The organism is Pseudoalteromonas lipolytica, from assembly GCF_900116435.1.
In the GTDB taxonomy this organism is placed as follows: Bacteria; Pseudomonadota; Gammaproteobacteria; order Enterobacterales; family Alteromonadaceae; genus Pseudoalteromonas; species Pseudoalteromonas lipolytica.
In genome coordinates this window covers 200,934-219,071 of the sequence record NZ_FPAZ01000005.1, presented here as the reverse complement: position 1 = coordinate 219,071, position 18,138 = coordinate 200,934, and the positions used below count along the sequence as shown (strand labels likewise).

Below are 18,138 nucleotides of genomic sequence, written 5' to 3'. Positions count from 1 at the left end.
TCACTTTATCAATACCTTTGGCTAAGGTAGATACTTAGCAGGATTGACTGCTTGACCTCGGTAACGAATTTCAAATCTTAAAGCCGTAACCGACGAATCTGAACTGCCAATTTCTGCTATTTTCTGCCCCGCCTTTACTTCCTGTTTTTCCTTTACAAGCAACTTTGAGTTGTGTGCATAAGCACTTAGGTAATCATCATTATGTTTCAATATGATTAAATTACCGTAGCCCCTCAATGCGTTACCCGCGTATACCACAGTTCCTTGTGCAGCAGCTAAAACAGATGCCCCCTGTTTATTAGCGATTTGTAACCCTTTATAGCCATTTTCTTTTGTAGAGAAACGGCGCGTGACCTTACCCTTAGCGGGCCAGCTCCATATGACTTTTGTATTAGGATTACTATTTTTTGCACTAACTTTCTTGTTGGCTTGTTTTTGAACATACTCTCGTTGTTTTGGCTGATCAAGCTCTTTTTTTAATTTTTTGTTATTTTTTTGTATCAAAACGGTAGACTTTTTACTCGAATTCGTATATTTTTTCGTCTTTTTTTGTTTTTGTGCCGATTTTGTGAGCAAAATGCGTTGCCCAGGATAAATCGTATAAGGTGCTGGAATATCGTTTAATTTTGCTAAAGTACGAAAGTCTTTTTGAGCACTAAACGCGATTGAGTATAAAGTATCGCCTTTGTTAACCTTGTAACTTGAGCCAGAAATATTAACTTTGCGGGTAATTTGTTTTGTATGATTATCTAAACTACTAACAGGAGCGGGAGCATTACGGGAGGAGCAACCAAAGAGCAAAATACTAATAAACAAGGTAACATACACTGCTAACTGTCTGTTCATCGTAAAATGCTCCTTATAATACTAACTGTGAGTTTTAGGGGTTATCGTAGTAAAAAGTACGCAACAACAACTAAAATAACTAATCCCCAGCCAAGCGCTTCAACATATTGACGTAATTTTTGCTCCATTTTCACGCCCCCCCACTTCATTAAAGCCGACACTAAAAAGAACCGAGCCCCACGTCCAATTGCAGACGCAATTAAGAAAGGTAAAAATGCCATCTGCATTAAGCCTGCCCCAATAGTAAAAACTTTATAAGGAATAGGCGAAAACCCAGCAAGAAATACAACCCACACGCCGTATGTTTCAAACCAGCCTAGCGCAGTATCAAACTTTGCTTGCCAGCCCATTTGAGCAATTAGCGGCTCAACGACGGGCTCAAATAGCCAAAAGCCAAGCAAGTAACCTAAAATACCACCAATAACAGACGCAATAGTAGTAAAGCTGGCAAATCGCCATGCTTTATCTGGCTGAGCGAGTGACATAGGAGCTAACATCACATCTGGCGGAACAGGGAAAAAAACAGATTCAGCAAAGCTCATCCCTGCTAAATAACGCTCTGCGTGACGGTGCTTAGCCCACACAAGCGCCATATCATATAACTTAGTAAACAACTTCAAAGTGTAACGTCCTATTCAATATCACCAGGTACTAAAGGTACAAATCGTACTGGTGCAACTTTATGTTCTGTGAATGTGTCGCCATTTCTGACAACCATCATTAATTGCTGATCTTGCTCGCCCACGGGGGCTATCATCACACCGCCATCAGCAAGTTGTGCTAGTAACCCTTGCGGCATCGTTGCTGCCGCGGCAGTCACGATAATCCCTTCAAATGGTGCTTGCGATTGCCACCCTTGCCATCCATCACCATGTTTCATCGTTACATTGTATAAATCAAGCTTATGTAAACGGCGCTTTGCTTGCCACTGCAACGCTTTAATGCGTTCAACTGAACACACTTTAGTGAACGTTTTTGCAAGAATCGCGGTTTGATACCCTGATCCCGTACCAATTTCAAGTACCTTATCGCGTACTCCTGCAAGTCGCAGTAACTCTGTCATTCGCGCAACGATATAAGGCTGCGAAATTGTTTGCCCTTGACCAATAGGTAAAGCGGTATTCTGATACGCTTTATGCTGTAAAACATCATCAACAAACACATGCCGCGGGGTCGTCGCAATCGCCTCAAGTACAGCGACATCTTCTACGCCATCCCGTTTTAATAATTCAGCCAATGCCAACGCACTGCGATTATAATTAGTCAGCACTATTAATCTCCATCTTCGCTAACCAGCTATCGACGGCTTGAAGACTCTCCTTCGCTGTCATATCAACACTTAACGGTGTTACTGAGGCATACCCATTATTAATGGCGTAAAAGTCAGTCCCTTCTCCTGCGTCACTTTCAGCGCCGAGCGTGCCATACCAAAAAATATCACGCCCCCACGGGTCTTGTTGCTTGGTCATGGTTTCAGCTTTATGACGTGCGCCAAGGCGTGTTACTTTTACTCCTTTGAGCTCCGAAAGAGGAATATCTGGCACATTTAAGTTAATGATCTGATCTTTCGGTAGAGGGTGTGATGCAAGCTCTTTAATGATACCGACAGCCACTGCTGCTGCCGTTTCAAAATGATTCCCTTCTTTAGAACAGAGTGAGACAGCGATCGCTGGCAGCCCTAAGTGGCGGCCTTCGGTTGCGGCTGCAACCGTACCAGAATAGAGCGTGTCATCACCTAAGTTAGCCCCATGATTAATACCAGCCACAACTAAGTCAGGCTGCTCATCGGTTAGCTCATTCACGCCAAGGTGAACACAATCCGTAGGGGTGCCATTAATAGAAATAAAGCCATTATCTAGCGTGGTCGCACGTAACGGGTTCATTAAGGTTAATGAATTACTGGCGCCACTGCAGTTACGGTCAGGGGCAACCAGCGTCACATCGGCAATTTGCGTTAACGCATGATATAAAACGGCAATCCCTTTTGCATGCACTCCATCATCATTGCTTAATAAGATTTTCATTTACGCATCCTTTTGTTTTTGTTCTCTTGGGCTGGCGTCTTTATAGTCCACCAGCTCTCGCAAAAGCGCGGTTGCAAAGCAGCCTTTTGGTAAACCAAAACTCAGTTTTACCGTTGTCTCATCAAGTGTTTCAACAGTTAAAGACTCGGGAATTAAGCGCAGCATTCTGCGCTCATTCTTAAGCCCAAGCTCAGCTAATCCCTCTATCCAAGACTGATAAGGGAGCAACCATTGCTTTTCGGTTTCGGTTAAGCCTTTTTCGCCTTTGCCCACCATTGGTGCCGACATAACAATATCGCCAGAGGCTAAACGTGCAATATTGTCATCGCTTATATTGTCTTCAAAAAAGGCATTACTGCCGCTAAGCATAAACACTTCGCGGTGCATGGTTTTCGCAAGACCATGCTCAGCTACACGCATACTTACTATTTCATTGAACACATAAGAACGGGCCGCTGAAATCACTAAACCACGCAGCTTTTTATCGCGAATACGCTCTCCTGCAAACATCCGTTTAGCCATTTCAAGGTTATGCCCTCCATGACCAAATCGCTGTTCACCAAAGTAATTTGGCACCCCAGCACGCACTGCATTAATACGACACAAAATATCTAAAGGCTCAGTCACATTACGCAGGGTAATCGTAAATCGATTGCCCTTGTGGCAGCCTGTTCTTAATTTACGATTGTGGCGCTGCTGCGCGATAATAAAGAATTGCTCGTTATTCAGTTCACTAAATTCGATGTGCTTTTTAATCGGCACAGGCACACTAAACCACTGTGTACAGACACCGTGGCGATCTTTTAAACCCGCATAGCTTACATCACGCGGTGATACGCCCGCTTTTTCGGCAATTCGCTTGGCTATAAACGGGGTGTTTTCACCTTTTTTGACGACCTGTAAGCACACATGCTCGCCGCTACCAGTGAATTCAATACCGAGGTCTTCGTCAACCATAAAGTCTTCAGCAAACGTTTTAAAGTCGGCTTTTGATAGTGGTTTTCCGTATAAATAATTCAATTCACTCATGAATTTTGTTTACTCATAATAACCACTGCGTGGCTTGAAATGCCCTCTTTACGACCTTCAAAGCCCAGCTTTTCGGTGGTAGTGGCTTTCACATTCACTTGCGAAATATCGGCTTCTAAATCAGCAGCTAAATTTTTACGCATGGCTTGAATATGAGGCAGCATTTTTGGTGCTTGAGCTACAATGGTTACATCTGCATTGCCAAGTTCATAGCCTTGCTCTTTTGCAAGCTTAACCACATGACGCAATAATATACGGCTGTCGATGTTTTCGTATTCACTCGCAGTATCTGGGAAGTGCTTACCAATGTCGCCCATTGCCAGTGATCCTAATATAGCATCACATAATGCATGAATAGCCACATCGCCATCTGAATGCGCTAAAAAACCTTGTGGGTAATCAATTTTTTCACCACAAATAACCAACGGGCCTTCGCCGCCAAATTTGTGAACATCAAAGCCATGGCCAATTCGAATCATGGGGTTCTCTCGTTTTGTTGTTTTTGCAGTAGAAACGCTGCTAAATCTAAATCTTCTGGGGTGGTTATTTTAATGTTGTCACTGCGCCCAGCGACTAATTTTACTGGCTGCTTTGCCCACTCAATCGCCGAAGCTTCATCGGTGATAGTCACGCCGTTCTCTAGGGCATTTGAAAGTGCATCTACAAGCGCCTGATAAGGGAAAAATTGAGGGGTAAGCGCTTGCCATAAATCATCACGTGGCACAGTTTGCTCACTATGAGTACGGCCGCGTTTAATGGTATCTTTGACTTTAGAGGCTAAAATACCGCCCTCGTTAGCTGCTAGGCAATCATCGACCAAACGAGTTATATCGCTTAAACACACTAACGGTCTTGCTGCATCATGCACCAGTACCCAGTCTGGCGGGTTATCAGCAAGTGACAGCAAAGCATTAAGGACTGAGTCGGCACGCTCTGTGCCGCCCGACACTCGTTCTATGCGGCTATCGATTTGAGGTATCGCGTCAAAGTAACCATCGTCGTCACTTATTGCTACTTTTATCGTGTGAATAAAATCTAATTCAGCAAGCTTGCTAAGGGTATGCTCTAAAATGGTTTTACCCGCCAGTTCGATGTACTGTTTTGGCGCAGAATGTTGCATTCGGCTGCCAACACCGGCTGCGGGAACTATTGCAGTGATTTTCTGTTTAGTTTTCATTTTGTTGTTGGCCTGGCAATACACGAATAAACGTTTCACCAGGTTTAATCATTCCTAATTCATTACGCGCACGTTCTTCTATGCCTTCTTGGCCGAGTTTTAAATCTTTAATATCGGCTTTGAGCACTTTGTTACGTTTTAATAATTTAGCATTTGTATCTTGATGAGAGGCGACCGCTTGTTTTAGACGAGTGTAATCCTGCACACCATTATGGCCAAACCATAAACGATACTGGATAAATAAAGCCAAACATAACAAGGCGAATTGAAACACCCGCATTGAACACTCCTTCGCGGTTAAATTAAGTCAAAGGGCGTTTTAAATTACGCCAATTTATATTGCTTGCTAGTAGCATTTCTCTTAATGACAAACGCTTAGGTGTAATCCGTTTATTAAGTTGCCATTGATGGCCACAACAGGCTGCTGCCATCACTGCTTTTGACGGTTTTAATAACTGCGCTGGCGCGTGTTCTAATGACTCACCGGATAACGTAAACCAACCAAGCTCATTACAATGTACCTTATTGTCGCTTACTTGATCTAAGCTGTCTATGCGCACGGTGGTACATTGCCCGTCATTAATTAGCACGGGGACAATTAACCCACGCTTAGCATATTGACTATAAAAGTCTTCTGATGCACTTTTGCTATATACAGGCGGCGTAGTTTTTTGTTTTTCGAGCCAGCTGCCATTTTGTGAATCAAGCTGTAAAGGCGCATCACCACTGACTATCCGTATTGCTAGTCGCTCTATGTAATAAGGCAAACTTGCCAATAAGCGTCTAAGCCTTGCCGCATCGGGTTCATCGACCAAACGGGGGATTTCTCGAGCATAAAACGCATTACATAACTGTGCATACAAAGCCCGTTCGGCATCAGTTTGCCAAATTTCGGCTTGTGGCGACGGTTCGCTCTGTGGATTAGAAATAGACAATGCCCGCTCTTATAAAACAATTGCTTGACTGTTTTATAGCATAGAGCGTTAATTGAGCGCTACTTTACTGCGCCTTTTTTACCCAGTTTAGCATTACCCGTTTCTAAAAACTGCACAACCGCATCGCGTTTTTTGCCCATTAACAAACTGCCATCGGCTAAAAACATAAAGTTTTGCCAGCAACGTTTAAACACTGCAAAGCTAGTTTCAATAATATTGTCGCGCGCCATACAAAAATACACGGTGGTGTTGGCTTCCCAATCAAGGTGCGCCAAGATAGCCTCGGGGAGTTGTTCTTCGCCAGCTTCCCACGCATTTTCCCAATTAATGGTTTCGGTAAAGCTGTCTTCTTTGCCACACCAATCTGTTTTATCGAAAAAATCTGGGTGATCATGCTCGCGGCTCACCATGGTAGACCAAAGTACAGCGGCACGTTCGCTGGTCATTGGTTTGATTTGCTGCGCATCTGCTGCGTTAATTGGCATGTCTTTATGGCGAAAAACCCATGCTTTTTTGTATTCATCTAACGAAATATAATTCATAGTGTTGACAGTTTATTTAGCATTAAAAAGTGCAAAACGTAATTATACAAGAGATCAAAACATGACTACAGCAATAAAACCTCATCCTCTCAAATCAGGCATATACCAGCATTACAAAGGCCCAAAATACAAAGTAGAGTATGTCGCCACTCACAGTGAAACCGAAGAGCCACTCGTTATTTACCAAGCACTGTATGGTGAGTTTGGTATGTGGGCACGCCCACTCAGCATGTTTTTAGAAACCGTTGAGGTAAACGGCAAAACAGTCCCACGCTTTGCATACCTTTCAGACGCAGAATAACTATGGCATCATAGCATTATTAATCACTGCTCAGACCAGATAAGGTGACATCGTGCTTTTTAATTCAACCGACAACTACATTGCCAGTAACTCATTAAAACAAGCGGTTAACGCAGCCATCTTGCTCGAAAAACCTCTGCTTATAAAAGGGGAGCCCGGCACAGGTAAAACCATGTTAGCCGAGGAGCTTGCAAAAAGCTTAGACACCACGCTTATTCAATGGCATATCAAATCGACCACCAAAGCACAGCAAGGCCTATACGAATATGATGCAGTGTCACGGTTGCGCGACAGCCAGTTAGGTGATGAGCGCGTTCACGACATTAGTAACTACATTGTAAAAGGTAAATTATGGCAAGCCTTCACCTATGGAGAGCAACATAATAAACGCCCCGTATTGCTGATTGACGAAATCGACAAAGCCGATATCGAGTTTCCAAACGACTTATTGTTAGAACTCGATAAAATGGAGTTTCATGTTTATGAAACCGGTGAGCGCGTTATTGCCAAGCACCGCCCTATTGTTATTATTACCTCAAACAACGAAAAAGAGCTGCCTGATGCCTTTTTACGTCGTTGTTTTTTCCACTACATCGACTTTCCATCGAGCGACGAAATGGCGCAAATTATCGATGTACATCACCCGCATGTTAAGCAAGACTTGGTACGCGAAGCACTTGAAGTATTCTTTAACCTGCGCGATGTAAATGGCATAAAGAAAAAGCCCTCAACCAGCGAGTTACTCGATTGGTTAAAATTATTGATGGCTGAAGATATCGATGCCAAAACACTGCATGATAAAAGCCAAAAAGGCGGCCTAATGCCAATGTTTGGTGCGCTATTAAAGAACGAGCAAGACATTAGCCTCATCGAAAAACTTGCTTTTATGAGTCGTCGTTAAGATGTTAATTGCGTTTTTCTTTAAGTTACGTGAATACCGCTTACCCGTGAGTCTGCGTGAGTTACTTGATTTGATCAACGCGCTCAAGCAAGGGGTCATTTTTGCCGACGTAGACGCGTTTTATTACTTAGCGCGTACCATCATGGTCAAAGACGAAACTCACTTTGACCGGTTTGATAAAGCCTTTGCCGATTACTTTAGCGGGGTTGCTGACCTTGATTTACTCGAAAGCTTAAAACAACAGCATAACCTGCCTAACGACTGGTTGCGCAAAGAGTTTGAAAAACACTTAACAGACGAAGAAAAAGCACAGTTAAAAGCGATGGGTGGCCTCGATAAACTTATGGAAGCCCTGAAACAGCGCCTTGAAGAACAGCAAAAACGCCATGCTGGCGGCAACAAATGGGTTGGCACTGGCGGCACCTCGCCGTTTGGCGCGTATGGCTTTAACCCAGAAGGCGTGCGTATTGGTCAAGACGGTAATCGTAACCGCCGTGCTGTAAAAGTATGGGATAAACGGACATACCGCAACCTCGACAGTGACCGCGAAATTGGCTCTCGCACCATTAAGCTCGCGCTTAAAAAACTGCGTAAATTTGCCCGCACCGGGGCTAGCGACACTCTCGATTTAACCGAAACCATTCGTGCTACTGCAAAGCAAGGTGGCATGCTCGATGTAAAAATGGCACCCGAGCGCCACAATGCTGTAAAAGTGCTGATGTTGTTTGATATTGGCGGCTCAATGGATGATTACATTCATACCTGTGAAGAATTATTTAGTGCTGCACACAGCGAGTTTAAGCACCTCGAGTTTTACTATTTTCATAATTGTTTGTATGAGCATGTTTGGCAAGACAACGAGCGCCGCCACTCAAATGTGATTGATACCATGACCTTGATTAACAAGTTCACCAGTGACTACAAGGTCATTTTTGTTGGCGATGCCACCATGGGTCCTTACGAAATCGCCTACCCTGGTGGCAGTGTAGAACATTGGAATGAGGAACCCGGCAGCGCCTGGCTAAACCGCATAACAAATCACTTTGATAAAGTCGCTTGGCTCAACCCCCAACCCGTTGAGCACTGGCGTTACTATCAATCGATTGATTTTATAAAACAGTTAATGAACAACCGTATGTATCCACTCACCTTAGATGGCATAAGTAATGCGATTAGGGAATTAAGTTAGCCTAGATTGTAGGCGCGATTTTATATCGCGCAATACTAAAAATTGACTTGGGATAAACCCGCTGCTGACACACAATGATGCTGGGTTTCACTTCGTTCAGGCAAATTAGGTAAACTTCCAAACCAAAAATACCAGCGCAAAGCCCACTAAATAAACCAAACCTAGCCAGCTTAGAGTCCGAATTAAGGGGGAATGCACAATACTTGGCTCTGAGCGCACTAAACTAAAGTTAAGCCATGCAAATACTGGGGTAGTAACAAAGGCGAGAGTCATGGCAAACGTAAGCATTGGGCCAAGTGCCGATTTAAAGAATAAAATGATTGCCATACCAGAAAATGCTTGCAGTAAAAGCCACATATTTAAACTGTGTTTAGACTGTTTTACAGGCAGTAATTTGTGCGATTCATTTAAGGTTCTGGCGTAGCCGTCAAGCACGGTAAGCGTGGTGCCAAACATACATAAAAATGCGATACCCGACACCAATGGCCTTGCCCACTCTCCCATTGTAAGGGCGTACATATCAATAAGCTGTTTAGCAAACGCCACCCCACCTAATTGCACGGCTTGTACCTGTCCGTATTGCACTAATACACCTAGCGAGAAAAACACCAAAGCTAGGGCTGCTGTAAGCCAGTAGCCTAAATTAAAATCAAATAAACCTTGCTGCTTAGTAATAACTTGTTGCTGCTGCTTTTCTTTTAGCCAAAGTGAACTAATCGCTGAGATTTCAATAGGAGCTGGCATCCAGCCCATTAGCGCCACCATAAAGCCAAGCATTGCAAGCTCATACGGCGACGGGCCCACGTAGTCAACTGGAGCCATAAGACCATTATTAATTGCCACCACCAAAGCAGCCACAGTTGTAACAGTAAGCAGCACCATAATGATTTTAGACACGTTATCGAGCGCCTTAAAATGCCCCAACAACAAAATAAGTAAACAGACAGCCAAAATAATCCAACACAACAAGGTCACCGAAATGGTGACCGGCAGTGCGTAATGTAAAAGGCTGGCTGTTAAAAGTAGTACCCCTGCGGTATTCACTACTGCAGCCACAATATTTAACGCAATAAAACTGTAAAAGTAACCCGGCCCTTTTTGCTTGTAGCCCTCAACTAAACTTTGTTTAGTTGCAAGGGTGTATTCCATACCAAATCGAAAGAATGGGTACTTAAGTACATTCACAACAATAATTAGCCAAAATAGTTGCCAGCCAAATAACGAGCCAGCCTGCGTCGACGCCACCAAATGTGAGCCACCAATCGCCGCTGTGGCCATTAATATGCCAGGGCCAAGTGCATTAAGTTTAGATTGCCAATGTGATACTGCTGATTGCATATGCTTTATGTGTTTTATTCTTAGTTACAAGCAACTTACAGCGTTTTAGATGAGATTGGAAGACACTCCTCGCTTCTGAGTTCTAGGATTAAGTTGTCAGTTTATAAAACCAAAAAAGCCAAACATATTTATGTTTGGCTTTCTCTTGTTCGAGGTTTTGCGCTAAATTTTTGTGGCTAACACTTAGCGTCTAATTTATTAGCTTAAATTCATTTCTTGAATAATCTCATGGGCGATTTCCGGCGTTGTGCTCACCGGTTTTTCATGTAGTTTAGCTTTCATTTGCCCTTTACGATGTTTTAGCGATGCATCGAGTTTTTTAGCTGCATTTGCAAGTGCTGGGTACATCACTTCATCTTCTCCTTTAACTGATAAACGTGCACCTTCATAAATAGTGCTGATCTCAGCTTGATACTTGTGATGTTCTTTTGAAAGAATAATATCGAGAGATATTAACGATGGAAAATGGCTAGCAATTTTTGAGAATTTCTCGTTGATATGAGCTCTAACAGCCTCAGTAACGTCAACATGATGACCAGAAATATTAATCTTCATAGGGTATCCTTTTTTCTTGTTACCTCATAGTTAGTATTGGGGGCGATTTGAATTAACACAAGCGAAAATCAAAGATAATTAGTAATTGATTGTAACCACACATGATTTAGATCATGCTCTGCGGATAAAATATGCAAAAGCCCGTATTACACGGGCTTTATAGAAAAGTTATCAACTGCTCATTAAGTGTACGAGCAACAATAATCAGCAAAGTCAGTTACCTTTACGCGAAAGGTAACATTGGCGTCTACATTAAACGAATCTCCAGCCTTCATGGCTTGCCACTCAGTTTCGCCTGGCAGTAACACTTGCCACTCTCCCGCAAGTAACTCCATGTGCTCTTTTTGATTTGTGCCAAACTCAAATTCTCCTGGTTGCATAAAACCTAATGTTTTAGTACTGCCATCGGCAAAAAGCACAACACGGCTCGAAACTTTACCATCAAAATAGACATTCGCTTTTTTTACAACACTTACACTGTCAAACTGAGTCATACTCACTCCTGTTATGTTTTATAATCTTCTTTATTTCAGCCTGCCCGAATTTTAAGTAAGCAGCAACTGAAGATTATTCAATTAACCTCTATATGTGAGCTGATTTTTTTATTATCTTTTATAAACTGAGCAATTAAAAAAACAAATAGAGTGCCTATGTGTTCACCAAAACACTAAAAACGCCCCTACGGTATAAAGTACCCAAGTAGCAGTGATAATTATTGCTGATCTGTCGGGTACGTATCGAATCTTTTGACTGGCAGCAAAAATCCATAAAAAAGCCCGCGCAGTGCTAAGACCGCGCGGGCTTTTAAATTTTAGCGACTAAAGCTTAGAACAAAGCGTTTGCTTTGTTTACGATGTTTTCAACCGTGAAACCAAAGTGCTTGAATAACTCACCAGCAGGTGCTGACTCACCAAATGTCGTCATACCTACTACTGCGCCATTTAGGCCTACGTATTTGTACCAGTAGTCTGCAATGCCCGCTTCGATAGCTACGCGGCGTGTTACGCTTGCTGGTAATACGCTTTCTTTGTAGGCTGCGTCTTGCTCATCAAACAAGTCAGTTGAAGGCATAGAAACCACACGTACTTTTTTGCCTTGTGAACGAAGCTCTGCAGCGGCGTCTTGTGCAAGCTGTACTTCTGAGCCCGTTGCAATAAGGATAAGCTCAGGCTCACCATCGCAACTCAGTACGTAACCACCTTTTTTCACATCGCTTAACTGTTGTGCAGTACGCGTTTGTTGCTCAAGACCTTGACGTGTGAAGATCAATGACGTTGGGCCATCTTTACGCTCAATCGCTTGTTGCCATGCAATTGCAGACTCAACTTGGTCACACGGACGCCAGTTAACAAGATTAGGCGTTAAACGCATGCTTGCAATTTGCTCTACTGGTTGGTGCGTAGGGCCATCTTCACCCAGACCAATTGAATCGTGCGTGTATACAAAAATGCTTGGTTGCTTCATTAATGCAGCCATGCGTACCGCATTACGCGCGTATTCCATAAACATTAAGAATGTTGCGCCGTAAGGAATAAAGCCTTTGTGCAGTGCAATACCATTCATCATTGCCGACATACCAAACTCACGGACACCGTAGTAGATGTAGTTACCGCTTGCGTCGTCTGCTGTTACGCCTTTTGAACCATCCCAAATTGTTAAATTTGAACCAGCAAGGTCAGCTGAGCCGCCCATAAACTCTGGTAATAATGGACCAAATGCATTCAGTGCATTTTGTGAAGCTTTACGTGTTGCAGGGTTTGCAGGGTTTGCTTGCAGCTCTTCGATGTACGCTTGTGACTTTTCAGCCCAATCTGCTGGCAATTCGCCATTTGTACGACGCTTAAATTCTGCTGCTAGCTCTGGGTGTGCATTTGCGTATGCCGCAAACTTTTCGTCCCAGTTTGATTCAAGCTGTTGGCCCTTTTCTTTTGCGTCCCATTCGCTGTAGATATCAGCGGGGATTTCAAATGCTTCGCCTGTCCAGCCTAAGAACTCACGTGCCGCTTTGATCTCATCATGACCAAGTGGAGCACCATGACAGTCATGACTACCCGACTTATTAGGTGAACCGTAACCAATCACTGTTTTACAACAAATTAATGATGGCTTGTCGGTAATGCTACGTGCTTCTTCGATTGCTGCGCGGATGGCCTCTGGGTTGTGACCATCAACATCACTCACCACGTGCCAGCCATATGCTTTAAAGCGTGCAGGTGTGTCGTCGCTGAACCAACCTTCTACTTCACCGTCGATAGAGATGCCATTGTCATCCCAAAACGCAACAAGTTTACCCAGGCCTAATGTGCCCGCTAATGAACAGGCTTCGTGAGAGATACCTTCCATTAAACAGCCATCACCCATAAACGCGTAGGTAAAGTGATCAACGATGTCGTGGCCTTCACGGTTAAATTGAGCAGCAAGCGCTTTTTCAGCAATTGCCATACCTACCGCATTTGTGATCCCTTGGCCTAATGGGCCCGTAGTGGTCTCAATACCTGGTGCATAGCCATACTCTGGATGCCCTGGTGTTTTTGAATGCATTTGACGGAAGTTTTTAATTTCTTCAAGTGGTAAGTCGTAACCACTTAAATGTAGTAGAGAATAAATCAGCATCGAACCGTGGCCATTTGAAAGAATAAAGCGATCACGGTCTGCCCACTCTGGGTTCGTCGGGTTGTGCTTTAGATAATCGCGCCATAGTACTTCTGCGATATCTGCCATGCCCATAGGGGCTCCAGGGTGGCCAGAGTTGGCCTGTTGTACTGCGTCCATTGATAAGACGCGAATAGCATTTGCAAGTTCTTTGCGAGATGGCATGAATTCTCCTACCTTTAATGTATTTGCGCTGGTTGTTTGTTAAGCCCCATTCTTACTTATTGTATGGGTGCAGTGCAATTAAAAATCCGTATTAAATGGGTCTATTACCACTGTTTATTAAGAACGAAATGTTATTAGTAATTTAAAATAGACGTCTAGGCGTAAAATAACTATGCAAACATAATTGTTTTAGATAAAATACGCCCCTTAATTTTTTAGCGCTATTACCGACGTTAGTGAAGCGCAATATTTGTGAGCAGAAATACAATGGCAAAACATTTATTTACTTCTGAATCTGTATCTGAAGGTCATCCGGATAAAATCGCGGACCAAATCTCTGACGCGGTTCTAGATGCTATCTTAGAGCAAGATTCTCATGCCCGTGTTGCATGTGAGACTTACGTTAAAACTGGTATGGTTATGGTGGGTGGTGAAATCACTACTAGCGCGTGGGTTGATATCGAAGAAATTACACGTAAAACTGTACGTGAAATCGGTTACACGCATTCAGACATGGGTTTTGATGCTGACTCGTGCGCAATCCTAAACACTATCGGTAAACAATCTCCAGACATCAACCAAGGTGTTGACCGTGCACGTCCAGAAGACCAAGGCGCGGGTGACCAAGGTTTAATGTTTGGTTATGCATGTAACGAAACAGACGTTTTAATGCCTGCACCAATCACGTATTCACACCGTTTAGTTCAGCGTCAAGCGCAAGTTCGTAAAAGCGGTGAGCTTAACTGGTTACGCCCAGATGCAAAATCACAAGTAACATTTGCATATGAAAATGGTAAGCCGGTAGGTATTGATGCTGTTGTTCTTTCAACGCAACACTGTGATTCAATCTCACAAAACGACCTAGTAGAAGCGGTAATGGAAACCATCATTAAGCCGGTTCTTCCAGCAGAGCTTATCTCTAGCGCAACGAAATTCTTCATCAACCCAACTGGCCGTTTCGTTATCGGTGGTCCAATGGGTGACTGTGGTCTGACTGGCCGTAAAATCATCGTTGATACATACGGTGGTATGGCGCGTCACGGTGGTGGTGCTTTCTCTGGTAAAGATCCATCAAAAGTTGACCGTAGCGCTGCATACGCGGCACGTTACGTTGCTAAAAACATGGTTGCTGCGGGTCTTGCTGACAAGTGTGAACTTCAAGTTTCTTACGCTATCGGTGTTGCAGAGCCAACATCTATCAGCATCGAGACATTTGGTACAGGTAAATTAGAAGAAGCACGTCTAATCGAATTAGTGCGTGAGCACTTCGACCTACGTCCTTACGGCTTAATCCAAATGCTTGATCTTGAGCGTCCTATCTATCAACCGACTGCCGCTTATGGTCACTTCGGTCGTGAAGAGTTCCCTTGGGAGCGTACAGACAAAGCAGACGCACTTCGCGCAGCTGCTGGCCTGTAATAGGGTATACAGACTGAAAAAGCGCCATTTTGGCGCTTTTTTTGTGTTTAATTTTTTACTCTAAATTTTTATACCATTGCGCTTAATTAAGGGATCTACTTTAAGGCAATAAAACCGCGTTGATAACAAGGCAAAAATTTAGTTATTTAGTTGTTCTCTGCAATTGCTCCTGCATTGCTCTACCTCCTGCATCCATGCAGTCGTAAATCAGATATTATTAACGCAGATAGCGACTGGTTTCATCACTCAAAATGATTAAGTATTATTGCGATTGGTATTAATTACAGTAACGTCATTATCTTTTCATACATCGCCACCAGCCAAACCAGCGCTAAAATAACCAATGACAAGGTCACCGCTGCCGAGGCCATATCCTTTGCGCGCCCAGACAGTACATGATATTCAATCCCCACTCTGTCAGTCAGCGCTTCGATGGCCGAATTGAGTAGTTCAACAATCAACAGTAATAAATACGGAATAAACAACACGAGCCAATGAGTCAGTGACTGCGCCAGAAAAACCGATAACGGTAATAAACACACCCCTAAATAAATTTCTGAGCGAAAAGCTGACTCTTCTTTAAATGCGGCCTTAAAACCTTTAATTGAGCACCTTGTGGCTTTTAAAATACGTCCAATACCAATGCCGTTGGGTTTATTGACCAAGGGGATTTTGGGTTCTTTCATGCTGTTCCTAGTACGAATAAACTTCGCAGATAATATTCATAAATACCTAAAATGTCATCTTCGCTTTACTAAGATAAGCACTTTCCTGGCACACTTGGGGGATTTGTCCGTGAAAACGCATTCTTTTTTAGCTGTTCACGCAATGCTTGTAATGACTTAAACACACTTTTTAAAGATACTTTATTACTTAACCAATGCGGAATAGCACCGCTTGGGTCTGCATACGCTTGGTGAGTAATCAATAAGTTATTTTGCTGTTGCTCTAAGCGCCAATAAGCGGCGAGCTCTTTAATACGCACCACCCCTTTTACCAAAGGTTTAACGTAGGGCTGGCTGGTAATTTTAAGCTCGGTTTTATTATCGCTTAAGGTGTGATAGCAAGAGTAGCTCACTAAATCACGATCAGAAACCGGCCAAGGCGAGTTAAAGCGCGTATAAACGAGCGTCTCTGCGGGGCTAAGCCGCTCTATTAAGGTTACACTTTGAACATTTTCGAGCCAATTTGGCGCGTTGTCGGTATCGCTAAGTAAGGCCATAAAGTCATCTGCCTTGGTATCTTCAACAACCACAGATGCATTAATTTCGATAATGCCACTGTCATGTTTTTGATACGTGACCTTTATACCTTCTTGCTGCTTGTAAGTATGCCATTCTATTGGGGTCGCGACAGTTGAACAACTAAACCACGCTAACCCAATGAATAGCCAACGATTCACAAATTTATAACCAGTAGGGATCAGTATTGAATGAGGCATGACGACTTTGTTCCATGGCGCTCACTAAAAATTCTGACTTTTGCTCAAGCCACGTTTGAATCTTTGCTAATTCCTGATCGTCTTGTCCTGCACACAACTGCTTTAAATACTCAAGAGTACTGAGCTCGTAAATACCATGCGAAATATCTAACCAAGGAATACGAAACTCGCTTCTGTCGTCTTTATTGAATAATGCCCCCAAACAGTTACCACTTAACAGAGAGTTTTCTAGACGAGTACGCAACGATAAATAGTCTTTATCACTCAGTGCTTGTTGTTCAGGAATAAGCTCATGCATATCGTGCCAATCTTTTGCAAATAAACGCTTGGCTATATCTGCTACTGGTTTTTCTGCAGCTTGGAACTCTGCCTGCCCCCACGACTTACGCCATTGCTTTTCAATCAACCAGGTGGTCAATTGCAACAGCAAACGGTTGTAACGGGTGCTGTGAAATAACGCTTTTACATCGTCAATACTCGGCTGAAGCTCTTTTAGGTCGTTAATCACTTGAGTTAGCTCTGGTGCGCTATTAATTTTTTTATAATAGGCGTGACGTTTTGAGGTATAGGTTTTTAACTGAATGGCGTTTTCAACCCACGCCAACTCACTCAGCAACCACTTTAACTCAGTACGTAATGACTCTGTATCATCCTTACTAACAATATCATCGAACAGCCAAAAGGTGTGGCGAATTAATCGAATGCCATCTGTGACTCGTTTTAAGGTTTTTAAGCTCGGCTTGATGAAGTAACAGGCTTCATGCTTTTGTACAAAGCGAATCGCGTAATTTATCCCTGCGACCAAAGCTTGTTCTTGTGTGGCCTCTTTTTTAAGAGGCACAAACCCAATCGATTTACTTGCTTTTAGTGGGGTGTTATCAGCTAAGCCATAACCTCGTGCAGCTTTCGAATATAGCCCAAGACGCACATTACATTCGCTAACCAGTTTATCTGCAAGGGCAAATAACTCGTGGCGACTGCCTTCAATTAATTCCACTTCAAGCTCAGAGATCAGCTCAACTTTACCTGACGCTGCAATTTCACCTTTATCAAGTACAACCTCAATTTTAGCTCCACTGTTGGTTTCGATTAACCACGTGCGACGAATAAAGTTAGTACTAAAAATAGGATACAGGTTGTCAGCAATCGCATTAACTTGCATGCCATGCGGCCAAATTGTGGCATCAAAAGCCATTAAATCTGGGCGACCACCCTCTAAAGGTAAGTTATATTCTGGGCGTTGATGTAATCCACCTACAACTTCGCCAGCGAGTTTAATCGTTTGCTCGCACTGGTTATCACAGCAGCGGGTACGCAAACCAATATCCAGTGCGCGTAACTCACGACTTGGCGTATCATAGTAAGCATTTTGTAAGCTGCGTGACGGTTTATTTGTAACGGTTTTTGCAAATTGAGTAATTAATGCGGGGATCAGTGGAACAACGGCATCTGACACCAAAAACTTCAGTTCTATCTCAGTATCCATTCGTTTTGCGGAGTACATTTAAAATAAATAAGTGCTCAAAATAAACAAAGCAGCTACTTAATGCAAACTTTTTCCTGATTTTTACCCTCAAACCCTGTCTTGGATTACAATATCAGCCTTGCTATTAATAGTTGAAAT

The 18,138-nt window shown here is 43.2% G+C and carries 21 protein-coding genes; 4 read left to right on the top strand and 17 right to left on the bottom strand.

What is annotated here, in order from left to right; genetic code table 11:
* Positions 1-21: 21 nt before the first annotated feature.
* The 10 genes from BM378_RS06885 to BM378_RS06840 are packed head-to-tail and all read right to left on the bottom strand — an operon-like array spanning position 22 to position 6,553.
* Positions 22-846 (bottom strand): peptidoglycan DD-metalloendopeptidase family protein, encoded by an 825-nt coding sequence (locus BM378_RS06885; RefSeq protein ID WP_036970808.1) that lies wholly within the window; start codon positions 844-846, stop codon positions 22-24.
* A 41-nt stretch (positions 847-887) separates the two neighbouring features.
* Positions 888-1,466, bottom strand: a complete 579-nt coding sequence (locus tag BM378_RS06880) for a YqaA family protein (protein WP_065978037.1) — start codon at positions 1,464-1,466, stop codon at positions 888-890.
* Positions 1,467-1,477: 11 nt separating this feature from the next.
* Complete coding sequence (locus BM378_RS06875; protein WP_074988868.1) at positions 1,478-2,116, bottom strand: protein-L-isoaspartate(D-aspartate) O-methyltransferase; 639 nt, start codon at positions 2,114-2,116, stop codon at positions 1,478-1,480.
* Complete coding sequence (gene surE, locus BM378_RS06870) at positions 2,106-2,870, bottom strand: 5'/3'-nucleotidase SurE (protein ID WP_036970815.1); 765 nt, start codon at positions 2,868-2,870, stop codon at positions 2,106-2,108. The genes BM378_RS06875 and surE overlap by 11 nt, the downstream gene beginning before the upstream one ends.
* Positions 2,871-3,899, bottom strand: coding sequence for a tRNA pseudouridine(13) synthase TruD (gene truD / locus BM378_RS06865; protein WP_036970816.1), 1,029 nt, complete (start codon positions 3,897-3,899; stop codon positions 2,871-2,873). It lies immediately after the preceding gene.
* The gene (ispF, locus tag BM378_RS06860; RefSeq protein ID WP_036970817.1) at positions 3,896-4,378 is read right to left on the bottom strand and encodes a 2-C-methyl-D-erythritol 2,4-cyclodiphosphate synthase; all 483 of its coding nucleotides are present in this window, start codon (positions 4,376-4,378) and stop codon (positions 3,896-3,898) included. The genes truD and ispF overlap by 4 nt, the downstream gene beginning before the upstream one ends.
* Positions 4,375-5,076: a 2-C-methyl-D-erythritol 4-phosphate cytidylyltransferase gene (gene ispD, locus BM378_RS06855; RefSeq protein WP_074988867.1), complete on the bottom strand. Its 702-nt coding sequence runs from the start codon at positions 5,074-5,076 to the stop codon at positions 4,375-4,377. The genes ispF and ispD overlap by 4 nt, the downstream gene beginning before the upstream one ends.
* Positions 5,066-5,356, bottom strand: coding sequence for a cell division protein FtsB (ftsB, locus tag BM378_RS06850; protein ID WP_036970819.1), 291 nt, complete (start codon positions 5,354-5,356; stop codon positions 5,066-5,068). The genes ispD and ftsB overlap by 11 nt, the downstream gene beginning before the upstream one ends.
* 22 nt (positions 5,357-5,378) lie before the next feature.
* A complete protein-coding gene (locus BM378_RS06845; protein WP_065978034.1) occupies positions 5,379-6,011 on the bottom strand; it encodes a hypothetical protein in 633 nt (210 codons plus the stop codon).
* A gap of 59 nt (positions 6,012-6,070) precedes the next feature.
* Positions 6,071-6,553, bottom strand: coding sequence for a DUF2947 domain-containing protein (locus tag BM378_RS06840; protein ID WP_036970820.1), 483 nt, complete (start codon positions 6,551-6,553; stop codon positions 6,071-6,073).
* 61 nt (positions 6,554-6,614) lie between these two features.
* On the opposite strand from BM378_RS06840, the gene BM378_RS06835 reads away from it, so the two are divergent.
* The 3 genes from BM378_RS06835 to BM378_RS06825 are packed head-to-tail and all read left to right on the top strand — an operon-like array spanning position 6,615 to position 8,944.
* A complete protein-coding gene (locus tag BM378_RS06835; RefSeq protein ID WP_065978071.1) occupies positions 6,615-6,854 on the top strand; it encodes a DUF1653 domain-containing protein in 240 nt (79 codons plus the stop codon).
* Between the two features lie 52 nt (positions 6,855-6,906).
* Complete coding sequence (locus BM378_RS06830) at positions 6,907-7,755, top strand: AAA family ATPase (RefSeq protein WP_036970821.1); 849 nt, start codon at positions 6,907-6,909, stop codon at positions 7,753-7,755.
* 1 nt (position 7,756) lies between these two features.
* Entirely contained in the window at positions 7,757-8,944 is a 1,188-nt protein-coding gene (locus BM378_RS06825) for a vWA domain-containing protein (RefSeq protein ID WP_036970823.1), read from the top strand.
* Between the two features lie 105 nt (positions 8,945-9,049).
* Here BM378_RS06825 and BM378_RS06820 read toward each other — a convergent pair whose 3' ends face one another.
* From BM378_RS06820 to tkt, 4 genes are all read right to left on the bottom strand, one after another.
* A complete protein-coding gene (locus BM378_RS06820; RefSeq protein WP_143104572.1) occupies positions 9,050-10,222 on the bottom strand; it encodes an NRAMP family divalent metal transporter in 1,173 nt (390 codons plus the stop codon).
* Positions 10,223-10,480: 258 nt separating this feature from the next.
* Positions 10,481-10,837 (bottom strand): ribosome hibernation-promoting factor, HPF/YfiA family, encoded by a 357-nt coding sequence (gene hpf / locus BM378_RS06815; protein WP_036970825.1) that lies wholly within the window; start codon positions 10,835-10,837, stop codon positions 10,481-10,483.
* A 182-nt stretch (positions 10,838-11,019) separates the two neighbouring features.
* Positions 11,020-11,331, bottom strand: a complete 312-nt coding sequence (gene ppnP, locus BM378_RS06810; RefSeq protein ID WP_036970827.1) for a pyrimidine/purine nucleoside phosphorylase — start codon at positions 11,329-11,331, stop codon at positions 11,020-11,022.
* A 331-nt stretch (positions 11,332-11,662) separates the two neighbouring features.
* Complete coding sequence (tkt, locus tag BM378_RS06805; protein WP_074988865.1) at positions 11,663-13,654, bottom strand: transketolase; 1,992 nt, start codon at positions 13,652-13,654, stop codon at positions 11,663-11,665.
* Between the two features lie 267 nt (positions 13,655-13,921).
* Here tkt and metK point away from each other — a divergent pair, with 267 nt between their 5' ends.
* Positions 13,922-15,073: a methionine adenosyltransferase gene (gene metK / locus BM378_RS06800; protein WP_036970829.1), complete on the top strand. Its 1,152-nt coding sequence runs from the start codon at positions 13,922-13,924 to the stop codon at positions 15,071-15,073.
* 281 nt (positions 15,074-15,354) lie between these two features.
* On the opposite strand, the gene BM378_RS06795 is transcribed toward metK, so the two are convergent.
* The 3 genes from BM378_RS06795 to BM378_RS06785 form a co-directional block, all read right to left on the bottom strand.
* Positions 15,355-15,759, bottom strand: coding sequence for a diacylglycerol kinase (locus BM378_RS06795; RefSeq protein ID WP_036970830.1), 405 nt, complete (start codon positions 15,757-15,759; stop codon positions 15,355-15,357).
* 68 nt (positions 15,760-15,827) lie between these two features.
* The gene (locus BM378_RS06790) at positions 15,828-16,514 is read right to left on the bottom strand and encodes an START domain-containing protein (protein WP_051501826.1); all 687 of its coding nucleotides are present in this window, start codon (positions 16,512-16,514) and stop codon (positions 15,828-15,830) included.
* Positions 16,480-18,000 (bottom strand): CYTH and CHAD domain-containing protein, encoded by a 1,521-nt coding sequence (locus BM378_RS06785; RefSeq protein ID WP_036970831.1) that lies wholly within the window; start codon positions 17,998-18,000, stop codon positions 16,480-16,482. The genes BM378_RS06790 and BM378_RS06785 overlap by 35 nt, the downstream gene beginning before the upstream one ends.
* Between the last annotated feature and the right edge of the window lie 138 nt (positions 18,001-18,138).

Coding starts and splice junctions, on each gene's coding strand:
- BM378_RS06885 (WP_036970808.1), bottom strand. CDS start 846: ATGAACAGACAGTTAGCAGTGTATGTTACCTTGTTTATTAGTATTTTG.
- surE (WP_036970815.1), bottom strand. CDS start 2,870: ATGAAAATCTTATTAAGCAATGATGATGGAGTGCATGCAAAAGGGATT.
- truD (WP_036970816.1), bottom strand. CDS start 3,899: ATGAGTGAATTGAATTATTTATACGGAAAACCACTATCAAAAGCCGAC.
- ispF (WP_036970817.1), bottom strand. CDS start 4,378: ATGATTCGAATTGGCCATGGCTTTGATGTTCACAAATTTGGCGGCGAA.
- ispD (WP_074988867.1), bottom strand. CDS start 5,076: ATGAAAACTAAACAGAAAATCACTGCAATAGTTCCCGCAGCCGGTGTT.
- ftsB (WP_036970819.1), bottom strand. CDS start 5,356: ATGCGGGTGTTTCAATTCGCCTTGTTATGTTTGGCTTTATTTATCCAG.
- BM378_RS06840 (WP_036970820.1), bottom strand. CDS start 6,553: ATGAATTATATTTCGTTAGATGAATACAAAAAAGCATGGGTTTTTCGC.
- BM378_RS06835 (WP_065978071.1), top strand. CDS start 6,615: ATGACTACAGCAATAAAACCTCATCCTCTCAAATCAGGCATATACCAG.
- BM378_RS06825 (WP_036970823.1), top strand. CDS start 7,757: ATGTTAATTGCGTTTTTCTTTAAGTTACGTGAATACCGCTTACCCGTG.
- BM378_RS06820 (WP_143104572.1), bottom strand. CDS start 10,222: ATGGCCACAGCGGCGATTGGTGGCTCACATTTGGTGGCGTCGACGCAG.
- hpf (WP_036970825.1), bottom strand. CDS start 10,837: ATGAAGATTAATATTTCTGGTCATCATGTTGACGTTACTGAGGCTGTT.
- ppnP (WP_036970827.1), bottom strand. CDS start 11,331: ATGACTCAGTTTGACAGTGTAAGTGTTGTAAAAAAAGCGAATGTCTAT.
- tkt (WP_074988865.1), bottom strand. CDS start 13,654: ATGCCATCTCGCAAAGAACTTGCAAATGCTATTCGCGTCTTATCAATG.
- metK (WP_036970829.1), top strand. CDS start 13,922: ATGGCAAAACATTTATTTACTTCTGAATCTGTATCTGAAGGTCATCCG.
- BM378_RS06795 (WP_036970830.1), bottom strand. CDS start 15,759: ATGAAAGAACCCAAAATCCCCTTGGTCAATAAACCCAACGGCATTGGT.
- BM378_RS06790 (WP_051501826.1), bottom strand. CDS start 16,514: ATGCCTCATTCAATACTGATCCCTACTGGTTATAAATTTGTGAATCGT.
- BM378_RS06785 (WP_036970831.1), bottom strand. CDS start 18,000: ATGGATACTGAGATAGAACTGAAGTTTTTGGTGTCAGATGCCGTTGTT.